Annotated in this window: 12 protein-coding genes; 8 read left to right on the top strand and 4 right to left on the bottom strand. The window is 29.6% G+C overall.

Annotated features, from left to right (window positions below; translation table 11 throughout):
* Positions 1-122 precede the first annotated feature (122 nt).
* The 3 genes from OLM55_RS03165 to OLM55_RS03155 all read left to right on the top strand — a co-directional run bounded on the left by OLM55_RS03165 (position 123) and on the right by OLM55_RS03155 (position 3,495).
* Positions 123-1,229 (top strand): endonuclease/exonuclease/phosphatase family protein, encoded by a 1,107-nt coding sequence (locus OLM55_RS03165; RefSeq protein WP_264559972.1) that lies wholly within the window; start codon positions 123-125, stop codon positions 1,227-1,229.
* Between the two features lie 90 nt (positions 1,230-1,319).
* Positions 1,320-1,862 carry a 3-hydroxyanthranilate 3,4-dioxygenase gene (locus OLM55_RS03160; RefSeq protein ID WP_264559971.1) on the top strand — a complete coding sequence of 181 codons (543 nt, stop codon included), beginning with the start codon at positions 1,320-1,322 and terminating at the stop codon, positions 1,860-1,862.
* Between the two features lie 79 nt (positions 1,863-1,941).
* Entirely contained in the window at positions 1,942-3,495 is a 1,554-nt protein-coding gene (locus tag OLM55_RS03155; RefSeq protein WP_264559970.1) for an aldehyde dehydrogenase family protein, read from the top strand.
* A gap of 78 nt (positions 3,496-3,573) precedes the next feature.
* Here OLM55_RS03155 and OLM55_RS03150 read toward each other — a convergent pair whose 3' ends face one another.
* Genes OLM55_RS03150 through OLM55_RS03140 form a run of 3 tightly spaced genes read right to left on the bottom strand, consistent with a single transcriptional unit; the run spans position 3,574 to position 5,414 of the window.
* Positions 3,574-4,152, bottom strand: coding sequence for a PhnA domain-containing protein (locus OLM55_RS03150; RefSeq protein WP_264559969.1), 579 nt, complete (start codon positions 4,150-4,152; stop codon positions 3,574-3,576).
* A gap of 3 nt (positions 4,153-4,155) precedes the next feature.
* Entirely contained in the window at positions 4,156-4,647 is a 492-nt protein-coding gene (locus OLM55_RS03145) for a DUF6646 family protein (RefSeq protein WP_264559968.1), read from the bottom strand.
* A gap of 41 nt (positions 4,648-4,688) precedes the next feature.
* Complete coding sequence (locus OLM55_RS03140; protein ID WP_264559967.1) at positions 4,689-5,414, bottom strand: metallophosphoesterase family protein; 726 nt, start codon at positions 5,412-5,414, stop codon at positions 4,689-4,691.
* Positions 5,415-5,626: 212 nt separating this feature from the next.
* On the opposite strand from OLM55_RS03140, the gene OLM55_RS03135 reads away from it, so the two are divergent.
* The 3 genes from OLM55_RS03135 to OLM55_RS03125 are packed head-to-tail and all read left to right on the top strand — an operon-like array spanning position 5,627 to position 8,592.
* On the top strand, positions 5,627-5,854 hold the full coding sequence (locus OLM55_RS03135) for a hypothetical protein (RefSeq protein ID WP_264559966.1): 228 nt from the start codon (positions 5,627-5,629) through the stop codon (positions 5,852-5,854).
* Positions 5,855-5,906: 52 nt separating this feature from the next.
* The gene (locus OLM55_RS03130) at positions 5,907-7,913 is read left to right on the top strand and encodes a sensor histidine kinase (protein WP_264559965.1); all 2,007 of its coding nucleotides are present in this window, start codon (positions 5,907-5,909) and stop codon (positions 7,911-7,913) included.
* Between the two features lie 10 nt (positions 7,914-7,923).
* Entirely contained in the window at positions 7,924-8,592 is a 669-nt protein-coding gene (locus OLM55_RS03125; RefSeq protein ID WP_264559964.1) for a response regulator, read from the top strand.
* 316 nt (positions 8,593-8,908) lie between these two features.
* Here OLM55_RS03125 and OLM55_RS03120 read toward each other — a convergent pair whose 3' ends face one another.
* A complete protein-coding gene (locus tag OLM55_RS03120) occupies positions 8,909-10,048 on the bottom strand; it encodes an ATP-binding protein (RefSeq protein WP_264559963.1) in 1,140 nt (379 codons plus the stop codon).
* 167 nt (positions 10,049-10,215) lie between these two features.
* Between OLM55_RS03120 and OLM55_RS03115 the strand changes: the two genes are divergently transcribed.
* Together OLM55_RS03115 and OLM55_RS03110 are read left to right on the top strand one after the other, a co-directional pair.
* Positions 10,216-11,220, top strand: a complete 1,005-nt coding sequence (locus OLM55_RS03115) for an AAA family ATPase (protein WP_264559962.1) — start codon at positions 10,216-10,218, stop codon at positions 11,218-11,220.
* Between the two features lie 77 nt (positions 11,221-11,297).
* On the top strand, positions 11,298-12,164 hold the full coding sequence (locus OLM55_RS03110) for a DUF58 domain-containing protein (RefSeq protein WP_264559961.1): 867 nt from the start codon (positions 11,298-11,300) through the stop codon (positions 12,162-12,164).
* Positions 12,165-12,186: the final 22 nt, after the last annotated feature.

The following is a 12,186-nucleotide window of genomic DNA, read 5'->3' as shown; positions in this document are numbered from 1 at the left end:
TAACATGCTAAGTATTAAACTTAACAGTGTGCAAAGGTATAACTTTTAATAATATTATTTACCTTTGGCACCTATTTTGTAATAGAATTGACATTAACATAACATTAACTAACATATAATTTATGAAAATTAGACAATTATTTGCTGCAGTATTTATTCTTTTTACATTGAGTAATGTTTTTTCTCAAGAGAAAAAGTTTAAAATTCACACCGTTGCATTTTATAATTTGGAAAATTTATTTGACACTATAAATGATCCTAAAACGTATGATGAAGAATATACCCCTGTAAATGGATGGACATCTAAAAACTACAAAAAGAAGTTGGATAACTTGGCAAGAGTTATAAATGAAATAGGAACAGGCGACAACCCTCTAAACTCTCCGGTTGTTATTGGAGTTTGTGAAATAGAAAATAGAGGAGTTTTAGAAGACTTGGTTAAACATCCAAAATTAGCAGCAAGAGGTTATAGTATTATACATTTTGATTCTCCTGATAAAAGAGGAATTGATGTAGGTTTATTATATCAAGGAAAGTATTTTACACCTACTAGTTATACAAATGTTCCGTTATACATTTATTCAGATGATTCTAAAAATGGAAAGAAACCTAAAAAAGAGGAAGAAGAGGAAACTGACGACAAAGGTTCTGTAGACTCTAAAACAAAAAGAATTTATACCCGTGACCAATTATTAGTTACTGGTATTTTAGACGGTGAGGAAGTTAGTTTTATTGTAAATCACTGGCCATCTCGTTCTGGAGGTGAAAAGAAAAGTAGTCCAAATAGAGAAGCAGCTGGAAGGTTAAATAGAAAAATTATTGATTCTTTATATAAAATTAACCCTAATGCTAAAATTATAACAATGGGAGATTTAAATGACGGTCCTTATAATAAGAGTGTTAAAAAAGAGGTTGGTGCAAAAGCATCTAAAGAAGAAGTAAAGCAATTTGGAATTTATAATCCAATGGAAAAAATGTCGCAAGACGGTATAGGAACTTTAGCTTATCGTGATTCTTGGGATTTATTTGACCAAATGTTATTATCAGAGCCTTACATTAGAAAAGATTTTAGTACATGGACATTCTGGAAAGCAGGAGTTTACAACAAACCTTTTTTAATTCAAAAAGAGGGTCCTTGGAAAGGTTATCCATTAAGAAACTCAAATGGAGTTCCAGGTTTTAGTGATCACTTCCCAGTTTATTTATATTTAGCAAAAGAAGTAAAATAAAAAAAACATAAAATCTTTAAAAGGTTAGTTGTGAATTATCATAGCTAACCTTTTTTATTTTTAGTAACTTTACTTTTTATTTATTAGAATATGGAAATAGCAAAACCGTTTAATTTAACTAAGTGGATTGAAGACAATAGACACCTTCTAAAACCACCAGTGGGTAACAAAAATTTATATATAAACTCTGGAGATTATATTGTTATGATTGTTGCAGGACCAAATGCAAGAAAAGATTATCATTATAATGAAACGGAAGAACTGTTTTACCAATTAGAAGGTAATATAACGGTTTATGTACAAGAAAACGGTGAGAAAAAAGCAATGCGTTTAGGTGCTGGCGATATGTTTTTATTACCTGCTAAAGTGCCACATTCACCTGTTAGAGAAGAAAATTCAATTGGGTTAGTAGTTGAAAGAAAACGTGAAGGACAAGAAATCCCTGATGGTTTGCTTTGGTTTTGTGATAATTGTAATGAAAAATTACATGAGGTTTATTTCGAGTTAAATGATATCGAAAAAGATTTTCTGTCTCATTTCAAGCATTTTTACGGCTCTAAAGAGTTAAGAACCTGTAAAAAGTGTGGAACAACTATGGAAACTGACGAAAGATTTGTTTCTAAAGAATCTTAGGTTTAGCCCACTTTTTTTAATCTCATTAATATTCAATATATTTGCACAAATATAACAAAAACAAGAAAAAAAGTTAAATATGTCAACAATAGCACAACAATTTGGAATGCAAGAAGCTTTAGCGCAATTAGGTGTAAAAGCAATAAATGAAGGAACTTCTACAGGAAGCGAGTGGTTTTCTAACGGAGAATTAATAGAAAGTTATTCACCAGTTGATGGTCAATTAATAGGAAAAGTAAAAGCGACTACTGCTGCAGATTATGAAAGAGTAATGCAGAGTGCAACAGCTGCATTTAAAACTTTTAGAGCAATGCCAGCTCCGCAAAGAGGAGAAATTGTTCGTCAATTTGGAAACAAATTAAGAGAATTAAAAGAACCTCTTGGAAAATTAGTTTCTTATGAAATGGGAAAATCTTTACAAGAAGGTTATGGAGAAGTTCAAGAAATGATTGACATCTGTGATTTTGCAGTAGGTTTATCTCGTCAATTAAACGGACAAACGATTCCTTCTGAGCGTCCTGGTCACGTAATGAGAGAACAATGGCATTCAATAGGAGTTGTTGGAATTATTTCAGCGTTTAACTTTCCAGTTGCTGTTTGGGCTTGGAATACTGCTTTAGCATGGATTTGTGGAGATGTTTGTGTGTGGAAAGCGTCGGAAAAAGCACCTTTATGTTCAGTAGCATGTCAAAATATAATTGCTGATATTTTAAAAGCAAATAATTTACCTGAAGGTATTTCTTGTATCATAAACGGAGATTATAAAGTAGGTGAAATGATGACTACTGATACACGTATTCCATTAATTTCTGCTACAGGTTCTACTAGAATGGGAAGAATTGTTGGTAAAACAGTTGCTGAGCGTTTTGGTAAATCGTTATTAGAATTAGGAGGAAACAATGCAATTATCATTACTCCAACTGCCGACTTAAAAGTAGTTGTTCCTGGTGCAGTATTTGGCGCTGTAGGAACTGCAGGACAAAGATGTACTTCTACAAGAAGATTAATCATTCACGAATCGGTTTACGATAAAGTAAGAGATGCAATCGTTGGTGCTTATGGGCAATTGACTATTGGAAATCCATTAGATCAAAAAAATCATATTGGACCGCTTATCGATAAAGATTCTGTAAATACTTATTTAGCGGCAATTGAAGCAGCTAAAGCAGAAGGTGGAAAAGTATTAGTTGAAGGAGGCGTTCTTTCTGGAGAAGGATACGAATCGGGTTGTTATGTAAAACCAGCTATTATTGAAGCTGAAAACCATTTCAAAATTGTACAACATGAAACCTTTGCTCCTGTTTTATACTTAATGAAGTATTCTGGAGATGTAGAGAACGCAATTGAAATTCAAAACGGAGTAGCACAAGGTTTATCTTCGGCTATTATGACAAACGAAATGAAAGAAGCAGAGAAATTCTTATCATTTGCAGGTTCAGATTGTGGAATTGCTAACGTAAACATCGGAACTTCTGGTGCTGAAATTGGTGGAGCATTTGGTGGTGAAAAAGAAACTGGTGGTGGACGTGAGTCTGGCTCTGATGCTTGGAAAGTATACATGAGAAGACAAACCAATACCGTTAACTATTCTGATCAATTACCTTTAGCACAAGGAATTAAGTTTGATTTGTAATTTTCAAACGAAATAATAATAAAAAGCCTGCTATTTTAATTTAGCAGGCTTTTTATTTAGTGTAATGTTATTGTTTAGTTACTTCGTTTTCTTCACGTATTGCGTTAAAATTACTATATGTTGGTTTTCTACACGACCTTCAATATGTTCAGCATTATCCCAAACTAATTTGATGTTGTGAACTGCAGCACCGCGTTTTGCTGTAAATCCTGCGCCTTTTACGTCTAAATCTTTAATTAGCACTACAGAATCTCCATCTTGCAAGACAACACCATTACTGTCTTTGTGAATAATTTTATTTTCGTCTTCCTCTTCGCCTTCACCTGTAGATTTTGCCCACTCTAAAGCTTCTTCATCTAAATACATCATGTCTAGTAAATCGTTCTTTTTTAAACGCGCAAGCATTCGCCAAGCAACGATTTGAACCGGAAGGTTTTCATTCCACATACTGTCATTTAAACAATGCCAATGTGTTGCATCCATATTTTCAGGATTCTCAATTTGATATACACATGTTTTACAAGCTAAGATAGAATGGTCTACACTTGCCGTTTCATGTGGTGCAACATTAAATAAAACTAAATCGTGCTCATTACCACATAATTCACATTTAGAATTGCTTCTGTCTTTTAATCTTTTTTCAACAACTACACTCATGGCTTATAAATTAAAACTCGCACCAATAGACAAGTTAAATTGGTTATTATATTTTTCAAACCCTTCAACGCGTGGTTTATATTGTGCTATTGGAAACTGAATTTCAGAATAAACTCCAAAGCCATCAGTAAAATAATAACGCGCTCCCATATGTGCCCCGAAGTTTTTAAGACCAATATTTAAACCTGGGTAAACATCAAATTTATCTTCTATACCAAAAACATCAGCAATATTTGCATTGAAACGAGCTCTTAAATCAAAACGTTCATCAACATTTGGCTTGTCTCCTGCGATATCTCTAACTCCTAATAAATAGATTGAAGAAAACCCAACCGACATATTTGTTCCAATTCCATAATCTAAAGACCCGGTAACCCCAGAACCTTGATCTTGGATATTAGCACCTAAATGAAGTTTTAAATCTCCTTTGCCAGTGAAAATCTGTGCGTTTGCTATACTTGTAAACAAAACAACTAATAGTAATATTTTTTTCATTTTTTAAATATTTTTGTTAATGCAAATATAAAACTTCCTATTTAATTACGCCCCATTTCATTAGGATATAAAACGTTTAAGGGCTCACTTTGCCAATATTCTTTTGTCTCGATATTTAAAATAGTTAAAGGACCTTTAAAAGCAGCCCCAGTATCTATATTCCATACACAAGCTTTATTTACAGGAACGGTTTCATAAATTCTAGTAACAGGAGTGTGACCTATGTATATTTCTTTATAAAGTTTAAATCTATCTGGATATAGATTATCTTCTATTGATAAATTTGGGTTTAAAGAAAGTGCAGTTTCCCAAAGCGTCCTGTCCCAATAAAAAAGAGGTTTAAAAAACTCAAATTCTACCCCTTTTAAATTAGTAAAACCAGCGTGTATAAATAGACGATTCTCTTCATCTATATAATAATCTTTTAGATTTTCTAAAAATGATATATGATGTTTTATTTTTTGAGCATCTATTTTTTTGTATGCATTAATAGTAGATTCTCCTCCATGTTTAAACCATTCATCATTGTAGGTTTTATTTTTTAAGTAGTTTAAAAGTAGATCATCATGATTTCCTTTTATAAAAACACAGTTTGAGTTTTTTTGAAGTTCTATTAAAAAATCTAACACTTCTGGAGATTCGCTCCAACCATCTACATAATCGCCTAAAAATATTAATCGATCAGTGGAGGTTAGGTTTATTTCATTAATAACTTCTTTTAAAGCTTTAAAACCACCGTGTATATCTCCTATTACAAACTTCCTCATATTGTTTTCTTAATGTAATTCAAAAATACATAAAAAACCATGTGTATCAAGGCTAAAGTTTAACAAAATAGGCAGAAAACCTGTAAAATGAATCTTTTATAACACCTTATTTTTGGAGTATCAAAAATAAGGTGTTATAAGTCCAAATTTATTATACCAAAACAAATAACAATGAAATTAGTAATTAAAAATAACCTTTAAATCTTTAAATCATGAAAAAAGCAATTTTATTTTTTGGAATCGTATTCGTTACATCTTCTTTAGTTTCTTGTACTACAGATGATTTAGATCAAAATTATAATGAATCAAGCGTTCAGTTTGAAGAAGAAATGAATGAAGGTTTGTTTCAAAAAGCTGGAGATACAATAGTAGCACCTGGAGTAACTCCTATGACTACTTCAGTTGCGGGTGACCCAATCTATAAACCAAAACAAGGGTAATTAAAAAGTAAAATCTATATATTTGTTTTAAATTTTTTTTAAAACATAAATATTGGATAAACTACTCTATATTTTTATAATTCTATTGTTTCTTGGGTGTTCTAATAAGAAGAATACCCAAGATAATGATTTTGAAGAGATAGATAAGTTAATTGCTTTGTCGCAAAATGACAACTTCAATAAGCCTCAAAAAGTTTTGTTTACTGATTCTGTTTATAGAAAACTGTTGGAGAAAAAAAACGACTCTTTGTTGAGAACAAAACTTTTTAGTGTAGCAAATAATTATTTTAATCTTTATGAATTAGAAAAATACAAAAAAACTTCTCAAGTATTGCTTGAGTATAGTGATATAGATAGTGATACTTTAAATATTGCAAAAGCTCAATTATATATTGGAGATTATTATTTTGAGAAAACTCAAAATGATAGCGCATTTATTTTTTATAAAAATGCAGAAGAACTTTTTTTAAGAATAAATGATAAAAAAAACTTAGCTAAAGTTATTCTTTATAAAGCGTATATTTTATTATATGAAAAAGATTTTTTGGGTAGCGAGGCGGCGACAATTAAAGCGTTAAGTTTGTCTGAAAACGATGAGGTTTTTAAATATGAGTGTTATGTTAATTTAGGAAGTTCATTATCAGGACTTGAAAATTATGAAAAAGCTCTAGAGTATCATCAAAAAGCTTTGTTTCAATGTGAGGAATTGAAAAAAGAATCCTTTTATGAAATTTTAAAAGCTCAGTCTTATAATAATATAGGTCTTGTTTATTTAAAGCAAAATAAATATAAAGAGGCAGAAATTAACTTTAGAAAAGGGTTAGATATTAAAGATATTGATAAAAAGTATTCATTAGTTTATGCTTCTTTATTAGATAACTTAGCTTACTCTAAGTTTAAGTTAAAAGATGCCGCCGCATTCATATATTTTACACAGGCTCTAAACGTTAGAGACAGTCTAGAAAATGCTTCAGGAATTATAAAAAGTAAAATACATTTAGCAGAATATTATTTAGCAAATAAAAATAAAACAAAAGCACTCGAATTAAATAAGGAAGCATATTTTTTAGCTAAAAAATCAAAATTCCATGAAGATGTATTACAGTCTCTTGATTTATTTAATAAAATTGAACCAGAAAAAGGTTTAGTCTATTCAAAAGAATATATAGCTCTTAGTGATAGTCTATATAAAGTAGAAAGAGAGACAAGAAATAAACTTGCTCGAATTGAATTTGAAACAGACGAAATTATTCTTGAAAAACAAATTTTAACAAAACAGCGTGCATTAATTATTTGTAGTTCATTAATTATTATATCTTTTGGTGTTTTATTGTATATTATTCTTTATCAAAGAAGTAAGCAAAAAGAACTTATCTTTGTACAAGAACAACAAGCTGTAAATGAAGAAATTTACAAGCTTATGATCAATCAGCAACTTAAGGTTGATGAAGTTAGAAATACAGAAAAAAATAGAATTGCAAAAGAACTTCATGATGGAATAATGAATAAACTTACCAGTACAAGGTTAAATTTATTTGTACTTACCAAAAGGAGAGATGAAGAAACAATTAAAAGTTGTATAGGTTACATTAATGACATTCAAAATATTGAAAAAGAAGTTCGTTCTATTGCACATGAATTAAATAATGATAAGTTTAGTGAAAAAAATAGTTTTAAAAGTATTTTTAAAGAGTTAATTGAAGATCAAAACAAACTATTTTCTGCAAAAACTGAATTTGATTTAGATAAAAACCTAAAATGGGATGTTATTGATGCTTCAATAAAAATGAATATTTTTAGAATTACCCAAGAAGCTCTAAACAATTGTAATAAATATGCAAAAGCTACTAATATATATGTAAAAATATATAAGAATGATTTTGAAAAAATTGTTCTTTCAGTTAAAGATAATGGAGTAGGGTTTAACCCAAACAAGAAGAAAAGCGGAATTGGATTAAAAAACATGAAAGAGAGAGCTGAATCTATGGGTGGCTTTTTTAAAATCTATTCTACAAAAAACGAAGGCACAACAATAATAATTGAATTCCCCCTAATCTAAAATTATTATCATGAAAAAAAAGGTTTCTATTTTTATGGTGGATGATCATCCATCAATGATTGAAGGATACAAAAGTATCCTGTCTTATAATGATTTAGGTTGCGAAATAGAAGTGTTTCCGGCCTATGATTGTGAATCTGCCTATAAAAAAATGGCAGAGTCTGAAGACATTTATGAGTTTGATATGATTTTTCTTGACTTAAGCCTTCCTCCTTATGAAGAAAAAGAGATTTACTCAGGAGAAGATTTAGCAGTATTTGCTAAAAAGAAATTTCCATTATCAAAAATAGTTATTTTAACTTCTCATGCAGAAGCCTTCATTTTATATAAACTTCAAAAGAAAGTTGCTCCACATGGTCTATTAGTAAAAAGCGATTTTACAGCAGAAGAATTCTTAAAGGCATTTGAAATGTTGTTAAATGATGATGTTTATATAAGTAAAACAGTTAATGAAAGTATTCAAGAATTACTTTCTAACGATATGTTTTTAGATGATTTTAACAGGCAAATAATTACTTTATTAGCAAGCGGAATTCAGTCTAAAAACCTTCCTAATCACATAAATTTATCTATGAGTGCCATAGACAAAAGAAAAGCACAAATAAAGGACTTCTTTTGTGTTCAAAAAGGAACAGATGAAGATATAATAAGAGAGGCTAAAAAGCATGGTTTTGTGTAAATTCATAAATATTTAACAAAATATATAGATTTATTGCAACTAAAATATTGTTTTTATATATAATTTCATATTTACAAAAAAGATAAAATTTTGTAAATATGAAATTATATTCAAAAATAGTTATTTCATTACTTGTGTTAAGTTTAATTTGGCTTTACCTAATATTAAACTTAGCATACTATACTTTTTTTCAAGAAGTTTATTTTTTTATGCCTAAAATAAATATAACTCTTCAGTTTAATATTGTTTATATACTTGGAATTATTATAAGTTTAGGTTATTTAAGCTTAATTTTTTTATATTCTAAATATAATAATTAGTTGTTATATTTCATTTTTCTAATAACCCGCATTACTTCTTTAAAAGAATTGTATGAGTTATGGTTAAACTTTTTTAAATAAGGCTTTGATTCTATTAATAAATCTTTTGCCTCTTCAAAACCATTTAAAAAACAAATCATAAAAATAGAAGGTAGGTTTTCCAAGTCTTTAAGCTCATTAAGACTTAATGCATTTCCTTTTTTTAACTTTTTTAATATAGATAAGTTGGAGTTATAAATATGATGTAACATTTTTCTATTAAATTGTGGAGGCTTAAATAACAATTCGGTGTTTATTTTATAATAGCCATTGTCAAAAAATGTAATTGTAACTTTTTCTAATGGATAGTAACTCGTTTTGTCGTTTATGCCTAAAGCAACATATTCAGTAATCGTAAAAGAATCATTATCAAAACTAATGTTTACATCATCTTGTGCAGAGTAAAAAAGCTTTACCTGTTCGTTTATAAGTTCTATATCAACTCTAGAGTAAAATACTTGGTCTCTTACTTTTTTCTTTACTCCGCTCCAGCAAACCACAAATAACTCTTTAAAAACATTATATTCTGAATGTAAATCTTTGTGTTTTACATTTACAAATTCTAGAACGCTATCAAGGGTGTTTTTAATACTATTTCTAGAATTGTTTTCAATACTAATAACAGTTTCAGCATTCATTTTTGAAAATGGAATTTTTTCTTCCGTAGGCATTGAGTTACTTCCCTTTCTAATAAAAACCGTATTTGCGGGTATTGTATGAATTCCTTTTTTAAAGAAAGAAACCGTATTTTTAGGTTTAATAGTAACTAAACCTAATACTTTTTCTTTACTTAATAATGGAAAAGGAACATTTTCATATTGAATTTTTGGTGGATTTTCTAAAAAAGCATTTACTAAATTTTGAATTCTACTATCATCATAAAAATCAACGCCAGTAATTTCATTCGCTTCATCTTCAACACCTACAACTATATAAGAATTATTTACAGGATTAGAATTAGAAAGGGCACAAATATGTTTTAAAAATTTTGACTTACCTTCACGAGTATGAAGATTTAGCTGTCTTTTTTTATCATAGAAACTATTCTCATCATTGTGAGTAAGCAAATTTTTTATCAATAAGCGTTTGTTGATCATTAAAAACAGATTATTTCTTAAAAATATAAAACAAAATCATAAAACACTCCTAAATTAAGCAATTGTTTGTTTTTTTTAACGGTATATTAACAATGAAGTAGCAAATAAATTTTCAATTTTGAAATGTTAATTTTTTTTACAAAATTTGACCCCTAAATTTAATGAAAATGGAAGAAAATACTGCTGCAATTGATATTCGTGCGATAAATGAAAAGATAGAAAGAGAAAGCGCATTTGTTGATTTATTAACCATGGAAATGAATAAAGTAATTGTAGGTCAAAAATACATGATCGAAAGATTACTCATTGGACTTTTAGGACAAGGACATATTTTACTAGAAGGTGTTCCTGGTTTAGCAAAAACGTTGGCAATTAATACTTTGTCACAAGCTGTGCAAGGTTCTTTCAGTAGAGTTCAATTTACACCAGATTTATTACCTGCTGATGTTGTAGGAACGATGATTTATAGTGTAAAAGACAATGATTTTACTATTAAAAAAGGTCCAATTTTTGCAAACTTTGTTTTAGCTGATGAAATTAATCGTGCTCCTGCAAAAGTACAATCGGCACTTTTAGAAGCCATGCAAGAAAAACAAGTAACTATTGGAGACACTTCATTTAAGTTAGATAAACCGTTTTTAGTAATGGCAACACAAAACCCTGTTGAGCAAGAAGGAACTTATCCTTTGCCTGAAGCTCAAATGGACCGTTTTATGTTGAAAACAGTTATAGATTATCCAAAAATGGAAGACGAGCGATTAGTTATTCGTCAAAATTTAAGTGGCGAGTATACTAAAGTAAACCCGGTTGTTTCTGTAGAACAAATTCTTAGAGCGCAACAAGCGGTTCGTGAAGTGTACATGGATGAAAAAATTGAAAAATATATTTTAGATATCATTTTCGCTACTCGTTATCCAGAAAAATACAATTTAGAAAGTTTAAAACCATTAATTAGTTTTGGTTCTTCACCTCGTGGAAGTATTAATTTAGCGATTGCGGCTAAATGTTATGCATTTATTAAAAGAAGAGGTTATGTTATTCCAGAAGATGTACGTGCTGTTGTCCACGATGTTTTACGTCACAGAATTGGAATTACCTATGAAGCTGAAGCTGAAAACGTAACTTCGGTTGATATTATTAATAAGATTGTAAACGAAATTGAAGTACCTTAATAAGTGACAAGGTAAAAGGTAAAAGGGATTAGTGAAACATCTATTGCCTATAGCCTATTGCCTAATGCCTCAAAAAAATGGATACTAAAGAAATTCTTAAAAAAGTTCGAAAAATAGAAATCAAAACCCGAAGATTGAGCGATCATATCTTTTCGGGAGAATATCATACGTCTTTTAAAGGACGAGGAATGACTTTTTCTGAAGTTAGACAATATCAATATGGCGATGATGTAAAATCAATTGACTGGAATGTTACTGCTAGAACAAACGAGCCTTATGTAAAAGTTTTTGAAGAAGAACGAGAATTAACCATGATGTTGATGGTAGATTGTAGTGGTTCGGAAATTTTTGGAACTAAAAACCAATTTAAAAGCGAAATCATTACCGAAATTGCAGCAACTTTGGCTTTTTCATCAACAAATAACAATGATAAAGTAGGTTTAATTTTATTTTCAGATCAAATAGAATTGTTTATTCCGCCTAAAAAAGGAAAATCTCACGTCTTACGCATCATTAGAGAATTAATTGAATTTCAACCTAAAAGCAGAAAGACTGATTTAGCTCAAGCTTTGAAGTTTTTATCGAGCGTAATGAAAAAGAAAGCGATTGTGTTTTTAATTTCAGATTTCATGGTTAATAATTATGAAAAAACTTTAAAAATTGCTGCTAAAAAACACGATTTAACCGGAATTAGGGTTTATGATGAACGCGAAAAGTCAATTCCAAATTTAGGAATTGTAAACATGCTTGATGCCGAATCTGGAGAAATTATGTTAGTTGATACAAACTCTAAAAGTGTTCGTTTGGCTTATGAAAAAGAATATGCAGATAATGTAAAATATTTTTCAGAAATGTTCTCAAAATCAGGAGCAGGTGTTTTAAGCTCTAGGGTTGATGAAAGTTATGTAACCAAGTTATTAGGTTATTTTAAAGCAAGAAATTGAGAATTTAGAGAAAAGAGAAAAG

This window comes from Flavobacterium sp. N2270 (genome assembly GCF_025947225.1).
Classification (GTDB): domain Bacteria; phylum Bacteroidota; class Bacteroidia; order Flavobacteriales; family Flavobacteriaceae; genus Flavobacterium.
Note: the sequence above shows the minus strand (reverse complement) of the source record. Positions and strands in the feature narration are given on the sequence as shown.